Origin of the sequence: Kitasatospora sp. NBC_00070, assembly GCF_045041205.1 — a bacterium.
Taxonomy (GTDB): Bacteria; Actinomycetota; Actinomycetes; order Streptomycetales; family Streptomycetaceae; genus Kitasatospora.
Genome location: NZ_CP108247.1, coordinates 2,081,329 through 2,105,363, shown reverse-complemented (window position 1 = coordinate 2,105,363; position 24,035 = coordinate 2,081,329). Strand labels below are relative to the sequence as shown.

The following is a 24,035-nucleotide window of genomic DNA, read 5'->3' as shown; positions in this document are numbered from 1 at the left end:
GGAACGCCGGAACGGCCCGGGGCACCCGCCCCGGGCCGTTCCGGCGTTCCCTCGGATCAGCGGCGCCGCAGCGTGGCGCTGACCAGCAGTCCGCCGAGCGCCGCGACCAGCGCCAGCACGGTGCCGACCAGCAGCGTGCCGTCCGCGACGTCAGAGAACGAACCGACCGCCCAGGCGCCGAGCCCGGTCCCCGCGTACATGGTGGAGGTCAGCCAGGCGCTGGAGGTGGCCCGAAGTTCGGGGGCGACGGTGCCGGCCAGCGTCTGCTGGTCCGTCACGAAGCCGCCGCTGGCCACGAACCAGACCACCACCCCGGCCAGCGCGAGCACCAGGCCGGGCCCGCGCACCGTCAGCGCGATGCCGACCGCCAGCGTGACGCCCCAGAGCGCCAGCAGCGGCAGGTGGTTCCGGCCGGCCACCCTGGCCCGGTCGCCGAGCCGCCCGCCGAGCAGCGAACCGGTGATGCTGCCCGCACCGACCAGGATGCCGACCAGGCCGAGCGCCTCCACCGAGAGGTCGAAGCGCTGCACCAGGACCGCCCCGAGGAAGGTGAACGCCCCCAGGTTGGCCGCGTTGAACGCGGTGTTCACCAGCAGCGCCCGCCGCAGCACCGGGTCACCCCAGCCCGCCAGCAGAGCCCGGACCGAACCGCCCGGCGCGACGCCGACCGCCTCCTGCGCCGGGACCTGACGCAGCAGCAGCGGGATCGCCAGCGCGGTGCCGACGGTCAGCGCCCAGAACGCCGACCGCCACCCCGCCGCCCCCGCCAGCAGCCCGCCGAGCGGCACCCCGAGCACCTGCCCGGTGGAGAACAGCGCCATCCCCAGCCCGAGCGCCCGCCCCCGGACGGCGTCCGGCGCCGTCTCCGCGATGTGCGCCCAGATCGCCGGCCCGGCCGCCGCGGCCGCCAGCCCCGCCAGCCCCCGGGACAGCACCAGCGTGGTCAGGTCGCTCGACAGCGCCGCCCCGGCGTTCGACAGCACGAACAGCACGGTGCCCGCGACCAGCGCCCGCCGCCGCCCGAACCGGTCGCTCAACAAGCCCAGGAACGGCGCGAACACCGCGTACACCAACACGTACGCGGTCACACTGGCCGCCGCCGCCGACTCACTGACGGCGATCGACTCGGCGATGGTCGGCAGCAACGGCGAGATCAGGAAGGTCTCGGTGCCGAACAGGAACAGCAACACGAACACACCCGCGTACCGCAGGCGGTCGAAGGTCGCGGGTGGCGCCTCGGCGACGCTGGTCATGGGACATCACTGCTTTCGGTGTCACGTACACGGAGGCTCCAGCCTGTGCCCCGCCCTGACGGACAGCCAGACAGCGAATCATCCTGTGACTCCGGCTCACAGGGTCGCGCCCTCATCGGATCGCGGTGTCGGCATCCGGGCGCTCACAAATCCCGTTGAGGGCGGTCGGGTCCGCTGGTAGCGTCCGCCTGCTGATCACGATCCGACGGTAGGTCAGCTGATCCACAAGGGGGATTCATGGCATCTCGTCGTGCGGTACTGGCCCTGGCATCGGCGCTGTTGGCCGGGGGTCTGGTGATGTCCGGTACGACCGTCGCACAGGCGGACACCGGCACCGGCATCACCGTCCGGGAGGCGCACAACGACTGGTCCAACAACGGCAAGCTGGTGCTGGGCCTGACCGCCCAGAGCGCGGTGAAGGACATCAAGGTCAGCCTCTACTCGATGGCCGCCACGGAGACCTCGGCCACCGTGACCCGGTTCGAGCTGACCTCCGGCACCGCCGAGGACGGGACCTGGACCAACGTCGGGCGGGTCCAACTGCCCGCCCTGGGCAGCTACCGCATCGACGTCTCCGCCACCGACGCGGGCGGGGACACGCTCACCGCCACCGGTGTCGGCTACTTCTACTACTCGGTGCAGACCAACCTCAAGGACGCAAAGGTCGACCGGACGACGGTCGACTACGACCACCGGACGGTCACCATCAGCGGTCACCTGATGGGCCAGTGGCCCGGTTCGGGTGTCATCACGCCGATGGGCGGGCTGACCGTCGCCGTCAACTCCCGGATGGAGTACGCCGAGGTCACCACCGGGGTGGACGGCGGGTTCACCGCGACGCTGCCGGTCACCGACATCTACCAGAACACCATCGAGGCGTCCTTCGACTACGACCCGAACCACATCTTCTACAGCCAGTCCCGGTCACGCGAGTTCCCGATCACCATCAAGCAGACCCCGACGAAGGTCGTGCAGACGCCCAGCACGCGGAGGGTCCCGTTCAAGGGCGTCGTCGACTCGACCAGTTCCACGCTGCTGTGGAAGTCGCCGATCGGCTGGCAGCCGCTCGCCGGGAAGCGACTCGGCTCCAACTCCTTCCCGGACTACGTCCAGTTGACCACCGACGCCAACGGCACCGTGCAGTTCCCCGCTACCACGCCGCTCTGGAGCAACTACACCATCAGCTCCGGCTGGTCGAGCGACGACATCTTCCTGGCCGGAGCCAGCGCCGGCAGCGAGATCACCGTGGTGCAGCCGGCCGCGTTCCAGGCGTTCGCCGCGACCCGTACCGACGCCGCGACCGTCGACGTCACCGGCGAGATGAACTTCGCCGGGACCTGGACACCCGCCCCCATCGCGGTCGACATCCAGTACTCCGCCACCGGCAAGGGCGGTTGGACGACCGTGACCACCGTGCCGTCGGCGAACTGGAACGGGCAGGGCTACGCGTTCTCGGCCACCGTCCCGAGCGCCGGGGCGGGTTACTGGCGCGCGTCCTTCACCAACAGCCCGCAGTGGGAGAAGGCCGTGAGCAAGGTCGTTCAGGTGCCCGCTCTCTGACCGCCCGTCGGCCCGCCCGTGAGTCCTGCGGGCGGACCGACGGGCCGTTGTGCTCCGTACGGCCCGGGTGAGCTCCCCGTCGGTCACGCCACCGAGCGCGGCAGCCGCAGGCTGAGCAGCAGGATCGCCACCGACCCGCAGGTCTGCACGGCGAGCACCACCGTGAGGGCGTGGGCGGCGCCGAGGGCGGGGGTCAGGGTGAGGTAGAGGGTGCCGAGGGTGGCCACGCCCAGGGCCAGGCTGGACTGCTGGGTGGTGGCGAGGACGCCGCTGCCGACGCCCGCGCGGGTGGCGGGGACGCGGGAGAGGACGATCCGGAACAGCGGGGTGCCGATCAGGCCCTGGCCGATGCCCGCGAGGGCGACGCCGGGGAGCATCCGGAGCGGGGTGAGGTCGGTGGTCAGGGCGGTGGCGGCCAGGGTGGTCAGGCCGAGCGCCTGGACCACCGCGCCGAGGGTGACCACCCGGCTGCCGAACCGGCCGACCAGCCGGGGGCCGGCCAGCGAGGCGCAGAAGTAGCCGACGGCCATCGGCACCAGCGCCCAACCCGCCGTCACCGGGCCCAGCCCGAGGCCCTGTTGGAGCAGGACGGCGATCACGAACATGAAGCCGCCGAAGCCGGTGAAGTAGGGGAGCGCGATGCCCAGACCGCGCCGCATCTCCGGGAGCCGGAGCAGCGAGAACGGCAGCAGCGGCACCGCCCCGGCCCGCTCGGTGCGCAGCTCGACGGCGACGAAGGCCCAGCCGAGGATGGGGAACGCGGCCAGCAGCACCCAGCACCACACCGGCCACCCCAGCGCCCGCCCCTCGGTCAGCGGGACGAACAGCGCGAGCAGGGCGACGGTCAGCAGCGCGGTGCCCGGCAGGTCGAGACCGGTGGCCCGGTCGGCGCGGTTCTCGGGGACGTGCCGGAGCGCCAGCAGGGCCGCCAGCAGCGCGAACGGGACGTTCAGCAGGAACACCGAACGCCAGCCGGTGCCGAACAGGTCGGCGGCGACCAGCAGCCCGCCGAGCACCTGGCCGACCACCACCGCCACCCCGCCCGCCGCGCCGTACACGCTCAGCGCCCGGGCCCGGCGGTGGCCCTCGGTGGCGGCGGTGATGGTGCCGAGCACCTGCGGGATCAGCAGCGCGGCGGCCGCGCCCTGGGCGGCCCGGCCGACCACCAGGCTCCAGGCGTCCGGGGCCAGGCCGCAGGCCAGCGAGGTGACCGCGAAGGCGACCGCGCCGTACAGGAAGAGCCGGCGGCGGCCGATCGCGTCGCCGAGCCTGCCGCCGAGCACCAGCAGGACGGCGAAGGTGATCCCGTACCCGGCGGCGATCAGCTCCAGCACGGCGGGCCCGGCCGCCAGGTCGTGCTCGATGGTGGGCAGGGCGACGTTGACCACGAAGAAGTCCAGTGAGGGGAGGAAGGCCCCCAGCAGGACGGTGGCGAGTCCTGCGGTGGACAGCAGGGAACGGGGCGGCGCGAGGCGGGGGAGGGTCAGTTGCTGAGTCACGTCCGCTACTCTGGCGCCGGGCCGAGCCGGGTACCAGATGCTCTTCATCCTGGTATCAGCACCACCTGGCAACAGGAGCGGAGTACCGGCATGCTGGTACCCATGACCACGACCACCACCGCCCGCTCCGAACTGGCCGCCTTCCTGCGCAGCCGCCGGGAACGGATCTCACCCGAGCAGGTCGGCCTGCCCGTGGCCGGCCGGCGCCGGACGCCCGGGCTGCGCCGGGAGGAGGTGGCGCTGCTCTCGGCAGTCGGGGTGACCTGGTACACCTGGCTGGAACAGGGTCGCAGCATCCAGGTCTCGGCCCAGGTGCTGGACTCGGTGGCCCGGGCGCTGCTGCTCGACCCGACCGAGCGGTCCCACCTGTTCGTGCTGGCGGGCAGCGAGGACCCGGTGGCCCGGCCGGAGTGCCCGACCGTCACCCCGGCGGTCCGGCTGCTGCTGGACCAGCTGGCGCCCTACCCGGCGGCGGTGCTGAACAGCCGGTACGACGTGCTGGCGTTCAACCGCTCCTACACCTGGCTGGCCGGCGACCTGGAGGAGCTCCCGTTCCAGGACCGCAACCTGATGTGGCTGGTCTTCACCGGCGGCACTTTCGGGCAGCGGCTGGTGGACCAGGAGACCGACCGGCAGAGCATGGTCGCCCGGTTCCGGGCCGCGATGGCGGACCACGGGGCCGAGCCCGCCTGGAAGACCCTGCTGCACCGGCTGCGCACCGCCTCGCCGGAGTTCGAGGAGCTCTGGCAGCGGCACGAGGTGGCCGGGCTGGGCAACGGCGCGAAGCAGTTCCTGGTGCCGGAGGCCGGGCTGATCCGGTTCGAGTACACCAGCCTCTGGCTCGGCCCCCGGCCCAGCACCCGGCTGGTCACCTACACCCCGCAGGACCAGGAGAGCCGGGAGAAGCTGCTCCGGCTGGACGCTGCGCCGGGTGGGGGACAATGAAGAGTCCATCCGCCGACGACCGAGGACCTGCCGCGCCATGACGACCACGCCCGTTGCACCGACGTCCGAGTTCAAGCCGTTGAACATCGGGCCGATGGAGGTCTGGCCGCCGGTGGTGCTGGCGCCGATGGCAGGGATCACCAACGCCCCGTTCCGCACCCTGTGCCGGGAGCAGAGCGGCGGCAAGGGCCTGTACGTGAGCGAGATGATCACCACCCGGGCACTGGTCGAGCGGAACGCCAAGACCATGCAGCTGATCCACTTCGACCCGAGCGAGAAGCCGCGCTCGATCCAGCTCTACGGGGTGGACCCGGCCACGGTGGGCAAGGCGGCCCGGATGATCTCGGCCGAGGGCCTGGCCGACCACATCGACCTGAACTTCGGCTGCCCGGTGCCCAAGGTGACCCGCAAGGGCGGCGGCTCGGCGCTGCCGTACAAGCGGAACCTGCTCCGCGAGATCCTCCGCGAGGCGGTGGCCAACGCGGACGGCCTGCCGGTCACCATGAAGATGCGCAAGGGCATCAACGACGAGCACCTGACCTACCTGGACGCCGGGCGGATCGGCGCCGAGGAGGGTGTCGCGGCGATCGCGCTGCACGGCCGCACGGCCGCCCAGCACTACGGCGGCACCGCCGACTGGTCGGCGATCGCCCGGCTGCGCGAGCACGTCCCGGCACACGTCCCGGTGCTCGGCAACGGGGACATCTGGGCGGCCGAGGACGCCGTCCGGATGATGCGCGAGACCGGCTGCGACGGCGTGGTGGTCGGCCGTGGCTGCCTGGGGCGCCCGTGGCTGTTCAAGGACCTGGTGCAGATCTTCGAGGGCGAGGTGGACTACGCCCGGCCGGCCTTCGCCGACGTGGCCCGCGCGATGGTGCGGCACGCCGAGCTGCTGGGGCAGTGGATGGGGGACGAGACGCGCGGCGTGGTCGACTTCCGCAAGCACGTCGCCTGGTACACCAAGGGCTTCTCGGTCGGCTCCGAGCTCCGGGTGAGGCTGGCGATGTCGAGTTCACTGGCCGAACTCAGCGGGACGCTGGCCCAGGTCGAGCAGACCCAGCTCTGGCCGGAGAGCGCCGACGGTCCGCGCGGTCGGACCAGCGGCAACAATCGGGTGGTGCTCCCCGAGGGCTGGTTGGACGATCCGTACGACTGCGCCGTACCCACTGCTGACGCCGAATCGGACACCTCGGGCGGCTGATCGCTACGGAATGGCCAAATGGGCCGCGAGGGCGCACAGGCCGCCGCGGCCGAGCCCTCTTGGACAACCTGGCCAAGAGGGCTCCTTTGTGGCAGATTTCGATGACGCCGGGGAGTCGCGAGTGGACACAGGGTGACGGCTCGTACGACCGACGGCTGAGATGCGCCCGTGACGCTGGCCACATACCGTGGTTCTGACGGCCGATCAGGTGGGCCGGGCGGGCGCCGGAGGGGTGGAACGCTTCCCGAAGGGCCCGGGCACCGAACCGCCGGACTGGCTGCAGGAAATCAAACCGGGGCAACACGGCAGACGATCTGTCGCTACTCTCCGTCCGGTTCGTGTGATCTTGAGGTTTCGTTGGCTTCAAGAATTGAACGATTGCTAGCGTCAGCCGGACGATTTCGACAACAGAGGTGAACGCCTGGACGGGCATTAGATCTGTCGGGTCGGCTGCCACCCCTAGGCATGTAGGGCCTGTTGGGGGCGCGCCAGCGCCTTCGAAATGGGTATGTTCTCCGGCGTCAGGGCAACCGTGTGCGAGGAGACGACCCGTGCCGTCCGAGCAGAAGTTTGTTTACTCCTTCACCGAAGGAAACAAGGACCTCAAGGACCTTCTTGGCGGCAAGGGTGCGAACCTCGCCGAGATGACCAACCTGGGCCTCCCCGTCCCTCCGGGGTTCACCATCACGACCGAGGCCTGCAAGGTCTTCCTGGAGACCGGCAGCGAGCCCTCCTCGCTGCACCAGGAGATCAGCAGCCACCTGGAGTCGCTCGAAGCCGAGATGGGCAAGCAGCTCGGCCAGGCCGACAACCCGCTGCTGGTGTCCGTCCGCTCCGGGGCCAAGTTCTCCATGCCCGGCATGATGGACACCGTCCTGAACATCGGCCTCTCCGACGCCTCGGTGCTCGGCCTGGTCGCGCAGTCCGGCAACGAGCGGTTCGCCTGGGACTCCTACCGCCGGCTGGTCCAGATGTTCGGCAAGACCGTGCTGGGCGTCGACGGCGAGCTGTTCGAGGAGGCGCTGGACGAGGCCAAGCGGGCCAAGGGCACCGAGAACGACCTCGACCTGACCGCCGAGGACCTCAAGGCGCTGGTGGAGACCTTCAAGGGCATCGTGCGCACGGAGACCGGCCGGGACTTCCCGCAGGAGCCGCGCGAGCAGATGGACCTGGCGATCCACGCCGTCTTCCACTCCTGGAACGGCGACCGGGCCCGCCTGTACCGCCGCCAGGAGCGGATCCCGAACGACCTGGGCACGGCGGTCAACGTCTGCTCGATGGTCTTCGGCAACCTCGGCGAGGACTCCGGCACCGGCGTCGCGTTCACCCGCGACCCCTCCACCGGTGCGGTCGGCGTCTACGGCGACTACCTCTCCAACGCCCAGGGCGAGGACGTGGTGGCGGGCATCCGCAACACCCTCCAGCTGGCCGACCTGGAGCAGCTCGACAAGAAGTCGTACGACGAGCTGATGGCGATCATGCAGAAGCTCGAACTGCACTACCGCGACCTGTGCGACATCGAGTTCACCATCGAGCGCGGCAAGCTCTGGATGCTGCAGACCCGGATCGGCAAGCGCACCGCCGCCGCCGCGTTCCGGATCGCCGTCCAGCTGGTCGACCAGGGCTTGATCGACCTGGACGAGGCGCTGCACCGGGTGACCGGCGGCCAGCTCTCCCAGCTGATGTTCCCCCGGTTCGCGCCGAACGCCGAGTCCAAGCAGGTGGGCTGGGGCATCGCGGCCTCGCCGGGCGCGGCGGTCGGCAAGGTGGTCTTCGACTCCTACACCGCCGTCAAGTGGTCCCGCTCGGGCGAGAAGGTGATCCTGGTCCGCCGGGAGACCAACCCGGACGACCTGGAGGGCATGATCGCGGCCGAGGGCATCCTCACCTCGCGCGGCGGCAAGACCTCGCACGCGGCCGTGGTGGCCCGTGGCATGGGCAAGACCTGTGTCTGCGGCGCCGAGGAGCTCGAGGTCGACACCAAGCGGCGCCGGATGACCACCTCCGACGGCCAGGTGATCGAGGAGGGCGACATCGTCTCGATCGACGGGGCGAACGGCCGGGTCTACCTCGGCGAGGTGCCGGTGCTGCCCTCCCCGGTGGTGGAGTACTTCGAGGGCACCCTGCACGCGGGCGCCGACGTCCAGGGCGGTCTGGTGCAGGCCGTGCACCGCCTGATGTCGCACGCCGACGTCCGCCGCCGGCTCTCGGTCCGCGCCAACGCCGACAACGCCGAGGACGCCAACCGCGCCCGCCGGTACGGCGCGCAGGGCATCGGCCTGTGCCGCACCGAGCACATGTTCCTCGGTGAGGAGCGCCGCAAGGAGGTCGAGCACCTGATCCTGGCGGACAACGACAAGGACCGGGAGCTCGCACTCTCCACCCTGCTGCCGCTGCAGAAGGGCGACTTCCTGGAGCTGTTCCAGTCGATGGACGGCCTCCCGGTGACGGTGCGGCTGCTCGACCCGCCGCTGCACGAGTTCCTGCCCGACATCACCGAGCTGTCGGTCCGGGTCGCGCTCGCCGAGGCCCGCAAGGACCCGAACGAGAACGACCTGCGGCTGCTCCAGGCGGTGCACAAGCTGCACGAGCAGAACCCGATGCTGGGTCTGCGCGGCGTCCGGCTCGGCCTGGTGATCCCCGGCCTGTTCGGGATGCAGGTCCGGGCGATCGCGGAGGCGGCGGCCGAGCGCAAGCTGGCCGGCGGTGACCCGCGCCCCGAGGTGATGATCCCGCTGGTCGGCACCGTCCAGGAGCTGGAGCTGGTCCGGGACGAGTGCGAGCGGGTGCTCGCCGAGGTGGTCTCCTCCACCGGGGTGGCGCTGGACATCAAGCTGGGCACGATGATCGAGCTGCCGCGCGCCGCGCTGACCGCCGGTCAGATCGCCGAGGCCGCCGAGTTCTTCTCGTTCGGCACCAACGACCTGACCCAGACGGTCTGGGGCTTCTCCCGGGACGACGTGGAGGCATCGTTCTTCACGGCCTACCTGGAGAAGGGCATCTTCGGGGTCAGCCCGTTCGAGACCATCGACCGGGACGGTGTCGGCGCGCTGGTCAAGCACGCCGTCGAGGCCGGCCGGGCCACCCGCCCCGACCTCAAGCTCGGCGTCTGCGGCGAGCACGGCGGCGACCCGGACTCGGTGCACTTCTTCCACGAGGTGGGCCTGGACTACGTGTCCTGCTCCCCCTTCCGGATTCCGGTGGCGCGCCTGGAGGCAGGCCGCGCCGCCCTCGAGACCGCGGGCAGCGACTCGCGCTGATCCCTGATCAGCGCGGTCCCATCGCTGACCGCACCCCCTCCAACGGGGAGGGGCGTACGGCGGAGCTCGGCGCAGGAGAGCCGCCGTACGTAAGCAGCCGGGGCGGGTACGGACAATGGCGTCCGTGCCCGCCCCGGCGGCGTTTTGTCCGCCTCCGGGACGGGCGGGGCGGGATGCTGGGCGGATGAAACGCCGCCACCGTCTGCTCGCCGTCCTGTTGCTGGCCTTCGGGCTGTTCGGCTGCGGCAGCGGAAAGCAGGCCGCCGCGCCGGCCTCCGGCTGGGTGCCGACCGGCGCCGCGTACGCCGATGTCTGCCGGAGCAAGCTCCCGGTCCAGGCCAGGGACACCCTCGCGCTGATCGCCAAGGGCGGCCCGTACCCCTACCGCTCGGACGGGATCGTCTTCGAGAACCGGGAGGGGCGGCTGCCCCGGATGAAGGGCGACTACTACCACGAGTACACCGTGGTCACCCCGGGCTCGCCGACCCGGGGCGCCCGACGGATCGTCACCGGTTCGGCGGCGGAGCAGTACTGGACGGCGGACCACTACGACAGCTTCGAGGAGATCGACGCGCGCTGCTGAGCGGCCGGTGCCGAGAAACTACTTTCCAAGGAGGAAAGTAAGTGTCACTATGGAACCACTTGCCGATCCGAGGGGGATTCCATGGACAAGCCGCTCACGCCTGCCGAAGCACTCGCACTGGCCGGCCGGGCCACCGCCGCCGCCGAGCGGCCGATACCGCTGCCCGACTGGTACGGGCCGGGGATCGGTGCCGTCTTCCTGGTGCAGGGGGTGCTCGTCGGGGCCGCGATCCAGTTCGAGGTGGAGTGGCTGCGGATCGTCGGCTGCGCGATGGCGGCCCCGCTGATCGGGATACTGGCCGCGATCGCCGCCCGGTCCAGCGGGGTGGCCCAGCGGCCGAGGCCGGGTGTCGCCAAGCTGGCGGTGGTCACCGTGCTGGTGATCGCCGCGGCCTATCTGGCGGTCGGCGGCCTGGGCTGGTGGGGCGGGCTGCCGATGCTGCCGGTGGGCCTGGTGGCGGGCGCCACCGCCGGTGGGGCGTTCTGGCTGGCCATGCTCCAGGTCAACCGGCAGATCCGCCGCGAGCTGGAGCAGACCCGGTGACGGAACTGGACCCGAACCTGCACCACCCCACCCGGCTGATGGTGCTGGCCTTCCTGGGCGGGTGCCAGGAGGCCGAGTTCGGCGCGGTGCGGGACTACTGCCAGGTCTCCGACTCGGTGCTGAGCAAGACCGCCGCCACCCTGGAGGAGCTCGGCTACGTCAAGGCCAAGAAGGGGTACGTCGGTAAGCGCCCGCGCACCTGGCTGGCCGCCACCCGGGCCGGCCGGGCCGCGCTGGCCGGACACCTGGCGGCGCTTCAGCAGCTGGCCGCCGCCGCCGCGGAGGCGGCCGGCGGATAGTCGATTGTCCCAGCTCCCGGCGCGGGAGAGGATCGGGTCATGCCAACTCTCTCCGCTCCCGACGGCACCGTGCTGACGTACCACCAGTCCGGCCACGGTGCGCCGCTGGTGTGCCTGCCCGGTGGCCCGATGCGCGACTCCGCGTACTTCGGCGACCTGGGCGGCCTCGACGCCCACCGCACCCTGATCCGGCTCGACCTGCGCGGCACCGGGGACTCCGCCGTCCCGGCCGATCCGGCCGGTTACCGCTGTGACCGTCAGGTCGACGACGTCGAGGCGCTCCGCGAGCACCTCGGCCTGGACACCTTCGACCTGCTCGCCCACTCGGCGGCGGGCGACCTGGCCGCGCTGTACGCCGCCCGGCACCCCGAGCGGATCTCCCGGCTGGTGCTGGTCACCCCCGCGGCGGGTTCGCTCGGGCTCGGCGAGGAGCCGGACGACCGGGCCGCGGCCGCCGCCCTGACGGCCGGTGAGCCCTGGCACCCCGCGGCACTGGCCGCCCTGGAGGCCACCAAGCAGGGGGTGTTCGACTTCGCGGGGTTCGCCCCGCTGATCTACGGCCGCTGGGGCGCCGCCGAACAGGAGCACGTCGCCCAGCGCGCCACCCAGGCCCACCCCGAACTCGCCGGCCTCTACTACGCGGACGGCGCCTTCGACCCGGAGGCCACCCGGCCCGCGCTCGCCGCCCTGGCCGCGCCCGTCCTGGTGCTGGCCGGTGCGTACGACGGCAGCCCGAACCCCGCCTTCGCGGCCCGGATCGCCGCCGCCTTCCCGAGCGGCGAGTCCACGGTGCTGCCCGCGATCGGCCACTTCCCCTGGGTCGGCGAATCGGCCGGCTTCGTGCCCGCCGTCCGGGAATTCCTCGACCGCTGAGCCGGGGGCCTGGCAGGATCGTCCGCAATGACTCCCTCCTACCAGGCCCTGCTGGGCCTCTCTGTCGGCGATGCTTTCGGCGCCCAGTTCTTCGTCCCCGCCAACCGCCCGTACCTGAACGACCGTCAGGCCCCGCCCGCCCCCTGGCCGTGGACCGACGACACCGAGATGGCCTGCTCGGTGCACGCCTGCTGGACCGAGCGCGGGGAGCTGGACCGCGCCGACCTCACCCACGCCTTCGCGACGCGGCACGACTTCGACCGGGGCTACGGCCCGGCGGCGAACCGGCTGCTCCGGCTGATCCGGGAGGGCGGCGACGCCCGGGCGCTGGCCGCCGGACTGTTCGACGGCCAGGGCTCGTTCGGCAACGGCGCCGCGATGCGGGTGGCCCCGCTCGGCGCGGCCTTCGCGGCCGACCCGGCCGCCGTGGTCGGTCCCGCCACGGTGAGTGCCGCGATCACCCACACCCATCCGCAGGGTGTGGCCGGGGCGGTCGCCGTCGCGGTGGCCGCCGCGTACGCCGTCCGGGCCAGGACCGAACCCACCACCCCCGCCGACTTCCTGACGGCCGTTCGGCGGCTCACCCCGGCCGGGGCGGTGCACGCCGGGCTCGGCGAGGCGATCGCGCTGCTGGGGGAGCCGGACCACCGCACCGCCGCTCGGGTGCTCGGCAACGGCAGCCGGACCAGTGCCGCCGACACCGTGCCGTTCGCGCTCTGGGCCGCGGCCCGGAACCTGGGCGACTTCGAGGCCGCGCTCTGGGAGACCGTCTCGGCCGGCGGGGACGTGGACACCACCGCCGCGATCGTCGGCGGCGTCGTGGCCGCGCACACCGGCAGCGACGGTATCCCGCCGGCCTGGCTGGCCGCCACCGAACCGTTGCCCGCCTGGGCCACCCCGGAGCCGGGGTCGGCGGCCGGGCGGCCGCCGGTCCGGTAAATCACGCTGCGGGTGGGCCGAGGGTCGCCGTACGCTGCGGCGCATGGGATATCTGCGCTCCGTGAATCTCGCCCACCCGCGACCGAACCCGGCCAAGCCGGAGACCGGGAGCACCGGAATCGACAAGCGGCCGACCGATCTGGCGGTGGAGGTGCGGGCGCCGGGGGAGAGCGGGTCGGGCCTGGCCGGGGACGCGATCTTCGACAGCGCCAACCACGGCGGGGACCTGCAGGCGGTGTACGCGTACGCCCGGGAGGTGCTCGACGCCTGGGAGACCGAGCTCGGGCGGGAGCTGTCCGACGGGTGCTTCGGGGAGAACCTGACGACCCGGGGGATCGCGGTGGACGACGCGCTGATCGGGGAGCGCTGGCGGGTCGGCGAGCAGCTGCTGCTGGAGGTCACGGTGCCCCGGGTGCCCTGCTCGACCTTCGCCGACTGGCTGGCCGAGCAGCGCTGGGTGAAGCGGTTCACCCAGCGGGCGCTGCCCGGGGCCTACCTGCGGGTGCTGGAGCCCGGGGTGATCCGGGCCGGGGACCGGATCACGGTGGAGTACCGGCCGGCCCACGACCTGACCATCGGCGAGACCTTCCGGGCCCTGACCACCGAGCCCGCACTGCTGCCCAGGCTGGTGGACGTGGCCGAACTCCCGGAGCAGACCCGGGAGCTGGCCCGTCGTCGGACGGCTCCGAAGAGCTAGTGCCGTGCCCCGGCAAGGTCTGCCCTTGCCGGGCACTGCACTAGGCGGTGATCAGCGGCGCGCCATGTCTGAGGCACTCCTGCGGGATGGCCCGGTCCGGCGCGCTCGGCGAGTTGGCGGCGGCGATCCGCAGCTCGACGATGTCGCGGACGGCGGGCCACTCCTCGTCCAGGATCGAGTAGAAGGCGGTCGACCTGACCACCCCGTCCAGGCCGCGCGAGTGGGCCCGGCGGACGCCCTCGGAGGTGGCGCCGAGCCGCTCGATGGCCGCGCGCGAGCGCAGGTTGCGGGCGTCGGCCCGGAGCGAGATCCGGCGCACCCCCCAGTGCTCGAAGGCGTACCGGAGCATCAGCAGCTTGGCCTCGGTGTTGATCCCGGTGCCCTGGGCCCGGGCGGACAGCCAGGTGGCACCGATCTCGGCCGCGTCCGGCACCGCGCTCTGCGGGTCGCCGTACGGCACACCGGGGGTCGGCGGCCAGACCACCGGGCCCTGCCAGTAGTCGAGTTCCAGGAACCGGGTGGAGCCCACCACCCGGTTGTCCGCCACCGCCACCGTGGCGAACGGCAGCGACCGGCCGACGGCCTGGTCGGCGAGCGCCCGCCCGATGTAGTCCCGGGCGGCCTCCAGGCCGTGCGGGACGGGCGTGAAGGCGTAGGTCGTACGGTCCTCGGCGCCGGCGTCGGCGAGTGCCTCGGCGTGGTGCTCGGCGAGAGGCTCCAGCCGCACGGTGCGGCCGATGAGGGTTACGGGTACGGGCACGGAACCGTCGGTCCTTCGGCTGTCGTAGGAGCCCGGGAACCGTGGAGCGGCACTCGGGCGGGGACGTTCGCCCCGCTCCGGGGGGCCTGCCACCGGTCTCGGCGTACGCCGGAGACGCCCGGCGGTACGGAGGGACGGCGACAGCCCGGAGTCGGGCAGCGCGATGCCGGAACGGACACGGAACCACGGGGCCGGTCCGGCGAGGGATGAGCGAGGGGACAGTGTGTGTCCGCGAGATGGCCGAGAGAGCTAAGAGAGTGCGAAGAGAAACAGGCGGCCAAGTGAAGGCAAGGTGCGGTGGGGGTGGCTGACCGCACCGGGCCGGGACGTGACGACGGCGTGACGAACGACGTGACGACGACGCGGCGATGCGAGGCAGCGAGAGGACGATACCCGTCCGAGGGCGGTGCGTCACTTCACGGCGCGTCATCCGTGGCGCGCAGTCTCCCGGCCCGCGCCGCCGATGCCGCCCCGCGCTCCTCGGCAGGGCCCTCACCTGCGGTTTCGTTCAGGGATGCGATGATTCTCGGACGTTCGCCACGCGCGTACACCGGCGGCCCGGCAGAGTGGGAATGCCGAGGGTTCGGGACGTGCTGGACTGAGCGGACGAGACGAACGACTAGACGGACGGGGTTGGGTGCGCGGTGCGTGATGCCAAGGAGCTGTACCGGCTGGAGCAGCAGGGCGTGGACGCGTTGGCCGCCGCGAAGGCCGAGGCCGGCCCGGACGCCGCCGGGCTGGTGCTGCTGTACCACTTCGAGGGCTTCATGGACGCCGGCGAGGCGGGCGGCCAGGTGGTCACCCACCTGCTGGAGCAGGGCTCCCCGCAGGTGGTCGCCCGGTTCGACCACGACCGCCTGGTGGACTACCGGGCCCGGCGTCCGGCGATGACCTTCGACCGCGAGCGCTGGACGTCCTACGACCCGCCGGAGATCCTGCTCCAGCTGGTCCGGGACGCGGTCGGCACCCCGTTCCTGCTGATCACCGGTCCTGAGCCGGACACCGAGTGGGAGCTGTTCGCGGCCGCCGTCCGGGAGCTGGTGGACCGCTTCGAGGTGCGGCTGGCGATCGACTTCCACGGCATCCCGATGGGCGTCCCGCACACCCGCCCGGTCGGCCTCACCCCGCACGGCACCCGGCTCGACCTGGCCGCGGGCTACCCGAAGTGGTTCGACCAGGCCCAGGTGCCCGGCAGCGCCCAGGCGCTGCTGGAGTACCGGCTCGCCGAGTCCGGCCACGACGTGCTGGGCTTCGCGGTGCACGTGCCGCACTACGTGGCCCGCTCGCCGTACCCCGCCGCGGCCGTGCTGATCCTGGAGGCGGTGCAGTCCGCCAGCGGCCTGGTGCTGCCCGGCACCGAGCTGCGCGACCGGGTCGGCGAGGTGTACGCGGACATCGAGGAGCAGCTGGCCCAGGGCGACGGCGAGCTGAGCTCGGCGATCCGGGGCATGGAGAGCCAGTACGACGCGGTGGCCGGGGCCGAGGACCGGGAGAGCCTGCTCGCGGAGAGCAGCGACCTGCCCTCGGCGGACGAACTGGGGCGCCGGTTCGAGGAGTTCCTGGCCGAGCACGAGCGCGGCGCGGAGTAGTGCGGCGGGTTCTCACCGGTCTGCTGGGCCTGGCCCTGCTGACCGGTTGTTCCGCGTCCGGGCCCGGCCCGGTGGCCCAGGCCCCGCCGACGGTGGGCCCGTACGTGGCGCTGGGGGACTCGTACACCTCGGGCCCGGGCATCGCGCCGGCGGGCGGCGGCCCGGCCGGGTGTGGCCGGTCGGCGGTCAACTACCCGGCCCTGGTGGCGAAGCAGCTCGGGGTGGCGGAGTTCACCGACGTCAGCTGCAGCTCGGCCACCACGGCGGATCTGACGGGGGCCCAGAAGCTGTCCGGCGGCTCCTCGGCCCCGCCGCAGCTGGACGCGCTGTCGGCCGGGACGAAGCTGGTGACGCTCGGGATCGGCGGCAACGACGTCGGTTTCCTGGACGTGCTGAGCCGCTGCGCGATGGCCGGGCTGACCGGCTCGGGGTGCCGGGGGAGCTTCCGGGCGGCCGACGGGACGGACCAGGTGACCGGGCGGATCGCCACGGCGGGCGAGCGGCTCGGTGCGGTGCTGGCCGAGACCCGGCGGCGGGCCCCGGCGGCGGCGGTGTACGTGGTCGGCTACCCGGCGCTGTTCCCGGTCGACCCGGCGGGCTGCGGCAAGTCGCTCGGGCGGGTGGCCGCGACCGCCGACGTGAGCTATCTGACCGGGAAGGCCGAGGAGTTGAACGCCGAGCTGAAGCGCCGGGCGGCGGCCGCCGGTGCCCGGTACGTGGACACCGCGGTGGCCGGGCACGACATGTGCGCGGCGGCGGACACCCGCTGGATCGAGCCGCCGTTCCCGGCCGCGGGGCTGACCCCGGTGCACCCGAACGCGGCGGGCCAGCGAGGGATGGCCGCGGCGGTGCTGGCGGAGCTCGGGCGGAAGTAGGACCGGTCGGTCCGAGGGCGGGGGCAGGACCGGTGGCCGTGGATCAGGGCGTTGTCCACGGCCACCGGGGTCTAGTACTGCAACCGCATCTGGGTGTGACTGTGGGGGTGGATGCTCGTTGGTCTGACTGTGTGCCTATGGGTTGACGGTTGAGCAGGTTGAGTCATGGTCCGAGGGGATAGCCGGGTTCCATGCCCGGTTCGCTCGGCATTTCGGCAGGTCGGAGCCCCGTGAGCGGGCGCTGGACTACCTGAACGGGTTGCTCGCGCCGTTGGAGCGCAAGAACGGCTGGACGGTGGCCGAGCAGGTCGGGCAGTTGCGTCCCGATGGCGTTCAGCGGCTGCTCAACCACTCCGAGTGGGACGCGGATGCGGTGCGTGACGATGTGCGGGACTTCGTGGTGGAGAGCATCGGTGCCCGGGACGGTGTGTTGATCGGCGACGACACCGGGTTCCTGAAGAAGGGAACGAAGTCTGCGGGTGTCCAGAGGCAATACACCGGGACGGCCGGCCGAACCGAGAACAGTCAGATCGGGACGTTTCTGGCCTACTCCTCAAGCAGGGGGCGGGCGTTGATCGACCGTGAGCTCTACGTTCCGGCCTCCTGGACCGACGACCGTGAACGCTGCCGGGCGGCGGGGATCGGGGACGAAGTCCCCTTCGCGACCAAGAACGAGCACTTCAAGTGGATGCTGCAGCGGGCCATCGACGCTGGTGTCCCCTTCGCGTGGGTGACCGCGGATGAGGCGTTCGGGCAGGTCAGGCACCTGCGGTCGTGGCTGGAGGAACGAGCGGTCGCGCACGTGCTCGCCACAAAGGTCAACGACACGGTCGTCACCGCCCACGACACGGACGTGCAGGTGGACCAGTTGATCGCAGCCCTGCCCCGGCAGGCATGGAAGCGCCTGTCCGCGGGCCAGGGCGCGCACGGTGAGCGGATCTACGACTGGGCCCGCATCGCGATCCGCCCCCAGTGGGAGAACGGCTTCGGTCACTGGGTCCTGGCCCGACGCAGCGTCAGTGACCCCACCAAACTGGCCTACTACATCTGCTACGGACCGGTCGCCACCCGGCTGAAAGACCTGGTCAAGGTTGCCGCGGCCAGGTGGGCAGTGGAGGAGTGCTTCCAGAGCGCGAAGGGCGAGTGCGGCCTGGACCACTACCAGGTACGGCTCTACCGGGCCTGGTACCGACACATCACCCTGTCCATGGCCGCCCTCGCCTACCTGACCGCCCTGCGCGCCCATGAAGCCGCAAGGGGGGAAGAGACGGCGAAGGCGACGAGCTCATACCGCTGAGCGTGCCGGAGATCCGCCGGCTGATGGGACACATCACCGTCGTGCCCCATCACCATGCCAACGACCACCATCTGCACTGGTCACGCTACCGACGACGCAGCCAGGCCCGCGCCCGCAAATCCCACTACAAACGCCGAGGACACACCCCCCAGATGCGGTTGCAGTACTAGGGGGTGGCCCGGACGGGGTGGACGGTCACGGTGACCGCCGGGTCGTCCAGGCACTCGCCGGTGCTGAGGTCGAAGCGCTGCTTGAGCAGCGGGGAGGCGACGTACACCCGGCCCTCGGGGGTGGAGCCGAGCAGGCCCCGGGAGAGCACGTACGCGCCGGTGAACGGGTCCCGGTTGGCGACCGCGTAGAGGGCGCCCCGCCGGTCGGTGAAGACGGCGGCCTGGCTGCCGTCCGGGAGCAGCACGGCGACTCCCCGGCCCGGGGTGAGGCGGTCGCGGTCGCAGACCGGGACCCAGCCGCCGGGGGTCCGCAGTTCGACCCGGGCGGTGCCGGTGGCGGTGGTCATCGGAGCTCCAGGAGGTCGGCGGAGAGGGTGGCGAGCAGGTCCTCGGCGGTGGCCAGCACGCCGAGGTCGGGCTTGACCTGGTCGCGCTCGGGGGTGAACCGGATGCTCGGGTCCGGTACGCCGGGGGCGTTGACGAAGGAGACGAAGCGCTGCAGGCGGTCCTGGTCGGCCAGGGTGGCGGCCCACTCGTCCTGGTAGTCGGTCACGTGCCGGGCCATCAGGGCCTCCAGGTCGGCGGCGAGGCCGAGGCTGTCCTCGACCACCACCCGCCGGACGTGCTCCAGGCCGCCGTCGATCCGCTCCAGCCAGGCGGAGGTGCGCTCCAGCCGGTCGGCGGTGCGGATGTAGAACATCAGGAAGCGGTCGACCAGCCGGATCAGCTCCTCGTCGGTGAGGTCCTGGGCCAGTAGGTCGGCGTGCCGGGGCGTGGCGCCGCCGTTGCCGCCGACGTAGAGGTTCCAGCCGTTCGAGGTGGCGATCACGCCGAAGTCCTTGCCCCGGGCCTCGGCGCACTCGCGGGCGCAGCCGGAGACCGCCGACTTGAGCTTGTGCGGTGAGCGCAGGCCCCGGTAGCGCAGCTCCAGGTGGATCGCCATCGCCACCGAGTCCTGCACGCCGTAGCGGCACCAGGTGGACCCGACACAGGACTTGACGGTGCGCAGGGACTTCCCGTACGCGTGGCCGGACTCGAAGCCGGCCGCCACCAGCCGGGACCAGATCAGTGGCAGCTGGTCGACGGCGGCGCCGAACAGGTCGATCCGCTGGCCGCCGGTGATCTTGGTGTAGAGCCCGAAGTCCCGGGCCACCTCGCCGATCACGATCAGCTTCTCGGGGGTGATCTCGCCGCCCGGGATGCGCGGGACGACCGAGTAGGAGCCGTTCCGCTGGAGGTTGGCCAGGAAGTGGTCGTTGGTGTCCTGGAGCGCCGCCTGCTCGCCGTCCAGGATGTGCCCGGAGGCGGCCAGCTCGGGGGCCAGCGAGGCGATGATCGAGCCGACGGTGGGCTTGCAGACCTCGCAGCCCTCGCCCGTCAGCCGGCCGTGCTCGGCCAGCAGCCGGCGGTGGGTCGCGATCCGCTTCACCCGGACGATCTCGTACAGCTCGGCGCGGGTGTGCGCGAAGCAGGGGCAGAGGCCCTTGTCGACCTCGACGCCGCTCGCCGCCAGCTCCTCGGTGACCAGGGTGGAGAGCAGCTTCAGGCAGGAGCCGCAGCCGGTGCCCGCCTTGGTGCAGCCCTTCACCTCGGGCACGGTGGTGCACCGGTGGTCCGTCACCGCCGCCCGGACGGTGCCCTTGGTGACGTTGTGACAGTTGCAGACCACCGCGTCGTCGGGGAGCGCCGAGCCGCCGAGCGGGACCGCCGCGCCGACCCCGGCCGGGAGCACCAGCGACTCGGCCGGGACGGGCAGCGGGGTGCCGGTGCCGGCCAGCGGGCGGAGCGAGGAGTACGCCTCCGCGTCGCCGACCAGGATGCCGCCGAGCAGCGCGCCCTCGGGGGTGACCACCAGCTTCCGGTAGATGCCGGAGCGGGCGTCGGAGTAGACCACGTCGAGCGCGCCCGGGGTGCTGCCGAAGGCGTCGCCGAAGCTGGCCACGTCCACCCCGAGCAGCTTGAGCTTGGTGGAGAGGTCGGCGCCGGTGAACTCCTTCGCGGCCTGCCCGGCGAGCTGCCGCGCCACCGTGGCGGCCATCTCGTAGCCGGGGGCGACCAGGCCGTACACCCGGCCGTCCGCCGCGAGGGCGCACTCGCCGATCGCGTAGACGGATTCGTCCGAGGTCCGGCAGAGCGCGTCGACCGCGATGCCGCCGCGCTCACCGACCGTCAGGCCGCAGTCCCTGGCCAGCTGGTCGCGCGGGCGGACGCCAGCCGAGAAGACCACCAGGTCGGTGTCGATCCGCCCGCCGTCGGTGAAGGTCATCCCGCCGGCGGCGCCGTCGGTGACCACGATCGCCTCGGTGCCGACCCCGGTGTGCACCGTGACGCCCAGCTCCTCGACGGTGCGGCGCAGGGCCGCACCGCCGCCCGCGTCCACCTGGACGGGCATCAGGCGCGGGGCGAACTCGACCACGTGGGTCTCCAGGCCGAGCCCCTTGAGCGCGCCGGCCGCCTCCAGCCCGAGCAGCCCGCCGCCGACCACCGCGCCGACCTTGCGGCCCTCCGCGTACGCCTCGATGGCGTGCAGGTCCTCGATGGTGCGGTAGACGAAGCAGCCCTCGGCGTCCCGGCCGGCGACCGGCGGGACGAACGGGTAGGAGCCGGTGGCCAGCACCAGGACGTCGTACGGCACGGTGTGCCCGGCGGCGGTGGTGACGGTCCGTCCGGTCCGGTCGACCTCGGTGACGGGGGAGTCGAGGTGCAGCTCGAAGCCGTGTGCGGCCAGGAAGCCGGGCTCGCCGAGCAGCAGGTCATCCGGGGTCTTCCCGGCGAAGTACGAGGTCAGCGCGACCCGGTCGTACGCCGGGCGGGGCTCCTCGGCGAGCACGACCACCCGGTAGCGGTCGGCGGCACCGGTGTCGGCCAGGGCTTCCAGGAAGCGGTGGCCGACCATGCCGTAACCGACCAGGACGACAGTGGGCCTGGTGCTGGTGATCGGGCCGGCTTGCAGCAGGGTGGTTGTCATCGGGGGCCCTCCGGGGGTCGTCGCACAGCATCCGGCGGTGCTCGCGCTGTCCTGCCGACCAGCTTGGTTCCCGGGTGTTACCCGACCAGGGCCGCGCTGTTTCGCGGGCGGAACTTCGGCCTCAAACGGCGGGGGCGGCGGGTGTGAGCCCGGATCGCGGACCGGGACAGCGCGTTGCCGATCCTGCCGGGGGCCGAACTCCGGTACGAGGGCGAGGAGTTGGCCCGGTAGGCGAAGAAGGCGCGGGAGTTCGTCGAGGCCGGGGTGCCGGTCGCGGCGATCTGCGGGCGCCGGCCGACCGAGGCGGGCCTCGCCGCCGTCCGCCGGATCACCCCGGGCCATGCGGAGCTCGCCGCCCGGCGCTGCGAACTGCTGGGCGGCGAGGACGAGTTCCGCCGGGGGCGGACACGGTGGAGCAGCTCGGCCGGGCCCTCGACCGGCTCTGACCGACCCGCCCCCGGGCCGCTGTCAGACCAGCGCGCAGAGGGCGTCCAGCAGGGCGGTGAACGCCTTCGCGTCCAGCCCCCGGCGGAGGGCCGCCGCCTGCTCGGTCGGGGTGGCCCCGAGGGCGGCCACCAGCTCGGCCGCTGCCGGGCCGCCGGGGGCGGGGCTGCTGCCCTGGTGCGGGAGCGCGCCGGCCTGGCCCGTGTTGTCCGCGGACAACACCACCTCCGGGGCGGCCGGCCGGCCGGCGGTGGACAGCCGCTCCTTGGCGACGCCGAGCAGGGCCCGGTCCTGCTCGCGCTTCGCCTTCTCGTCACCCTTGATCCGCGCCTCCAGGGCCAGCAGGTCGGCGGCCGTCAGCGCGCCGTCCTCCTTGACGGCCCGGGCCAGCCGGCGGGCGTACCGCTCGGCCATCCGGCCGTCGATCAGCATCAGCTGGATCTCGTCGGGCAGCGTGAGCAGGGCGATCTGGTTGCCGACCCAGGAGCGGTCCCGGCCCCGGCGGCGGGCCACCTCGGCGGCGTTGCCCTCGCACTCGTCCAGCAGGTGCTTGATGCCCCGGGCCCGTTCGATGACGTTGAAGTCCTCGCGGTCCTCGTTCTCCAGCAGCAGGTTGTCGACGAAGTCGGCACGGGTGGCCGCCAGGTCGTCCCGGACCACGAAGTCCAGCTGCGCGAGACCCACCAGCAGGGCGGCCCGGTACCGGCGTTCGCCGTTCAGGATGACGAACTCGGCGCCTCCGAGCTCGGCCGCGTGCAGCGGCCAGAGCCGCAGGTACGCCTCCCTGGTGACCGCCACGCAGGCGGTCAGCTGGCGCTTGGCCAGGCTGTCGCCGAGGGCGACCTGGGACTCGTGGCTGCCGAAGTCCGACCGGGGGTTGGTGGCGGCCGGGACCACCCGGGCCAGGTCGAGGCGGCGCAGCTCGTAGGCGGGGATCAGGCCCTCGGTGACGGCCTTGGCCTGGCCCCGCTCGCTCCGGGCGGCGCGGGGGCTCCGGGGGGCCAGGCTGCCGAAGGCGCCGGTGCCGAGACGGTCGGCTGCTCTGGTCACGGGGCGATCCTCCGGGCGATGGTGCGCATCAGTTCGGCCTGCTCGCTGTCGGGTGCGTGGCTGAGCAGCGGGAGCTTCATCCGGACCGCCTCGCGCTGGTCCTTGAGGTCCGGGACGACCGCCAGCACGGGCGGGGTGCCGATCGACTCCCAGCCCTCGAGGGCGGACTTCACCACGAAGCCCTTGCGGGAGTCGAAGAGGTTGACGATGAAGCCGAGGTCGGCGATGTCGATGTCGAGGTCGTCGCAGAGCGAGTCGATCTGCTCACGGAGCAGCTCGTAGGCGTCGGCGGAGGAGTCCTCGGCCTGGACCGGGACGATGATGCCGGAGAGGCCGCCCGGCTCGGCCTCCCGGGTGCGGACGTAGTAGAGCGCGGTGTCCATCGCGTAGCCGAGGCTGGGCGGGCAGTCGACGATCACGAAGTCGAAGTCCTGCTCCAGACCGGCCAGCGCCTTCTCCAGGGCGGTCTCCTTGACCCGGACCTCGCGGGAGGTGACCAGCTTGGCGTCGAGCAGGAAGCCGTCGGTGCAGGCCGGCAGGAGGTGCAGCCGGTCGCCGAGCCCGGGGCCCTCGATCCGGATCAGGATGCTGCGCAGATCGTGCTCGCCCTCGCCGACCATGGCCTTGGTGAGGCTGCAGCCCTTGATCGGGACGTGGGTGTGGCCGAGCTGCTTGGTCAGGTGGCCCTGCGGGTCGAAGTCGACCAGGCAGACCCGGAAGCCGGTCTCGGCCAGCGCGGCGGCGATCCCGGCGGACAGCGCGGTCTTGCCCACGCCGCCCTTCTGGTTGCCCAGCGCGATCCGGCGGGGCCCGGCGCCGGTGCGCTCGCGCCGGGGGAGCGGGTGGCTGTCGAGCCAGAGCCGGACCGACTGGGCGAGGCCCTGGGTGTACTGGATGCCCCGCTCGGAGCAGTCGGCCCGGAAGCCCCGGTACAGGTCGGAGGGCACGTACGTGGAGAACGAGGTGCCCCGGGCGGTGTCGACGGTGGTGAGCGGCCCGGCGGTCTGACGCCACGCCAGGATGCCTGCGGTGACGGCGTCCTGGACGGCGACGCCGACGGTCGCGGCACGGATCTTCAGCTCGCGCCGGAGCTGCGGGGGGAGTCTGGTGACTACCTTGTCCCGGTCATCGGACGGACTCTGTGCGGTCATGGGGGGAGTTAACCGCTGAGATGTGGTCAGATCGCGCGACACGACCGCAATGTACGAAATTGGGCTGATTGTCTGTTCT

The 24,035-nt window shown here is 72.4% G+C and carries 21 protein-coding genes; 13 read left to right on the top strand and 8 right to left on the bottom strand.

All coding sequences use genetic code 11. The features are described from left to right. Window positions 1-56: 56 nt before the first annotated feature. Window positions 57-1,253: an MFS transporter gene (locus tag OHV05_RS09730; RefSeq protein ID WP_405017318.1), complete on the bottom strand. Its 1,197-nt coding sequence runs from the start codon at window positions 1,251-1,253 to the stop codon at window positions 57-59. A 237-nt stretch (window positions 1,254-1,490) separates the two neighbouring features. Here OHV05_RS09730 and OHV05_RS09725 point away from each other — a divergent pair, with 237 nt between their 5' ends. Then, window positions 1,491-2,813, top strand: a complete 1,323-nt coding sequence (locus OHV05_RS09725) for a hypothetical protein (RefSeq protein ID WP_405017317.1) — start codon at window positions 1,491-1,493, stop codon at window positions 2,811-2,813. Between the two features lie 83 nt (window positions 2,814-2,896). Here OHV05_RS09725 and OHV05_RS09720 read toward each other — a convergent pair whose 3' ends face one another. Next, on the bottom strand, window positions 2,897-4,360 hold the full coding sequence (locus tag OHV05_RS09720; RefSeq protein WP_405017316.1) for an MFS transporter: 1,464 nt from the start codon (window positions 4,358-4,360) through the stop codon (window positions 2,897-2,899). A gap of 54 nt (window positions 4,361-4,414) precedes the next feature. On the opposite strand from OHV05_RS09720, the gene OHV05_RS09715 reads away from it, so the two are divergent. The 9 genes from OHV05_RS09715 (at window position 4,415) to OHV05_RS09675 (ending at window position 13,652) form a co-directional block, all read left to right on the top strand. After that, window positions 4,415-5,257, top strand: coding sequence for a helix-turn-helix transcriptional regulator (locus OHV05_RS09715; RefSeq protein WP_405017315.1), 843 nt, complete (start codon window positions 4,415-4,417; stop codon window positions 5,255-5,257). Window positions 5,258-5,294: 37 nt separating this feature from the next. Next, window positions 5,295-6,458, top strand: coding sequence for a tRNA dihydrouridine synthase DusB (gene dusB, locus OHV05_RS09710; protein ID WP_405017314.1), 1,164 nt, complete (start codon window positions 5,295-5,297; stop codon window positions 6,456-6,458). A 551-nt stretch (window positions 6,459-7,009) separates the two neighbouring features. Continuing rightward, window positions 7,010-9,718, top strand: coding sequence for a pyruvate, phosphate dikinase (gene ppdK / locus OHV05_RS09705; protein WP_405017313.1), 2,709 nt, complete (start codon window positions 7,010-7,012; stop codon window positions 9,716-9,718). Between the two features lie 184 nt (window positions 9,719-9,902). Beyond that, on the top strand, window positions 9,903-10,301 hold the full coding sequence (locus OHV05_RS09700; RefSeq protein WP_405017312.1) for a ribonuclease domain-containing protein: 399 nt from the start codon (window positions 9,903-9,905) through the stop codon (window positions 10,299-10,301). Between the two features lie 81 nt (window positions 10,302-10,382). Then, on the top strand, window positions 10,383-10,844 hold the full coding sequence (locus OHV05_RS09695; protein ID WP_405017311.1) for a hypothetical protein: 462 nt from the start codon (window positions 10,383-10,385) through the stop codon (window positions 10,842-10,844). Beyond that, window positions 10,841-11,143, top strand: a complete 303-nt coding sequence (locus OHV05_RS09690; RefSeq protein ID WP_405017310.1) for a transcriptional regulator — start codon at window positions 10,841-10,843, stop codon at window positions 11,141-11,143. Before OHV05_RS09695 ends, OHV05_RS09690 begins: the two co-directional genes overlap by 4 nt. Before the next feature lie 39 nt (window positions 11,144-11,182). Beyond that, entirely contained in the window at window positions 11,183-12,016 is an 834-nt protein-coding gene (locus tag OHV05_RS09685) for an alpha/beta fold hydrolase (protein WP_405017309.1), read from the top strand. A 27-nt stretch (window positions 12,017-12,043) separates the two neighbouring features. Further along, window positions 12,044-12,955, top strand: a complete 912-nt coding sequence (locus OHV05_RS09680) for an ADP-ribosylglycohydrolase family protein (RefSeq protein WP_405017308.1) — start codon at window positions 12,044-12,046, stop codon at window positions 12,953-12,955. A gap of 43 nt (window positions 12,956-12,998) precedes the next feature. Continuing rightward, on the top strand, window positions 12,999-13,652 hold the full coding sequence (locus OHV05_RS09675; RefSeq protein ID WP_405017307.1) for an MOSC domain-containing protein: 654 nt from the start codon (window positions 12,999-13,001) through the stop codon (window positions 13,650-13,652). A gap of 40 nt (window positions 13,653-13,692) precedes the next feature. Here the strand turns inward: OHV05_RS09675 and OHV05_RS09670 are convergent, their stop codons facing one another. After that, on the bottom strand, window positions 13,693-14,412 hold the full coding sequence (locus OHV05_RS09670) for a GNAT family N-acetyltransferase (protein WP_405017306.1): 720 nt from the start codon (window positions 14,410-14,412) through the stop codon (window positions 13,693-13,695). A gap of 644 nt (window positions 14,413-15,056) precedes the next feature. Here OHV05_RS09670 and OHV05_RS09665 point away from each other — a divergent pair. The 3 genes from OHV05_RS09665 (at window position 15,057) to OHV05_RS09655 (ending at window position 18,173) form a co-directional block, all read left to right on the top strand. Continuing rightward, complete coding sequence (locus tag OHV05_RS09665) at window positions 15,057-16,001, top strand: proteasome assembly chaperone family protein (protein WP_405017305.1); 945 nt, start codon at window positions 15,057-15,059, stop codon at window positions 15,999-16,001. Then, on the top strand, window positions 16,001-16,876 hold the full coding sequence (locus tag OHV05_RS09660) for an SGNH/GDSL hydrolase family protein (RefSeq protein WP_405017304.1): 876 nt from the start codon (window positions 16,001-16,003) through the stop codon (window positions 16,874-16,876). The genes OHV05_RS09665 and OHV05_RS09660 overlap by 1 nt, the downstream gene beginning before the upstream one ends. 142 nt (window positions 16,877-17,018) lie before the next feature. Then, window positions 17,019-18,173, top strand: coding sequence for an IS701 family transposase (locus OHV05_RS09655; RefSeq protein WP_405017303.1), 1,155 nt, complete (start codon window positions 17,019-17,021; stop codon window positions 18,171-18,173). 166 nt (window positions 18,174-18,339) lie between these two features. On the opposite strand, the gene nirD is transcribed toward OHV05_RS09655, so the two are convergent. From nirD to OHV05_RS09630, 5 genes are all read right to left on the bottom strand, one after another. Next, window positions 18,340-18,690 carry a nitrite reductase small subunit NirD gene (nirD, locus tag OHV05_RS09650; RefSeq protein ID WP_405017302.1) on the bottom strand — a complete coding sequence of 117 codons (351 nt, stop codon included), beginning with the start codon at window positions 18,688-18,690 and terminating at the stop codon, window positions 18,340-18,342. Continuing rightward, a complete protein-coding gene (gene nirB, locus OHV05_RS09645; RefSeq protein ID WP_405017301.1) occupies window positions 18,687-21,311 on the bottom strand; it encodes a nitrite reductase large subunit NirB in 2,625 nt (874 codons plus the stop codon). Before nirB ends, nirD begins: the two co-directional genes overlap by 4 nt. A gap of 77 nt (window positions 21,312-21,388) precedes the next feature. Further along, on the bottom strand, window positions 21,389-21,643 hold the full coding sequence (locus OHV05_RS09640; RefSeq protein ID WP_405017300.1) for a hypothetical protein: 255 nt from the start codon (window positions 21,641-21,643) through the stop codon (window positions 21,389-21,391). Between the two features lie 136 nt (window positions 21,644-21,779). Continuing rightward, window positions 21,780-22,805 carry a ParB/RepB/Spo0J family partition protein gene (locus tag OHV05_RS09635; protein WP_405017299.1) on the bottom strand — a complete coding sequence of 342 codons (1,026 nt, stop codon included), beginning with the start codon at window positions 22,803-22,805 and terminating at the stop codon, window positions 21,780-21,782. Continuing rightward, complete coding sequence (locus OHV05_RS09630) at window positions 22,802-23,956, bottom strand: ParA family protein (protein WP_405017298.1); 1,155 nt, start codon at window positions 23,954-23,956, stop codon at window positions 22,802-22,804. The genes OHV05_RS09635 and OHV05_RS09630 overlap by 4 nt, the downstream gene beginning before the upstream one ends. Window positions 23,957-24,035 lie beyond the last annotated feature (79 nt).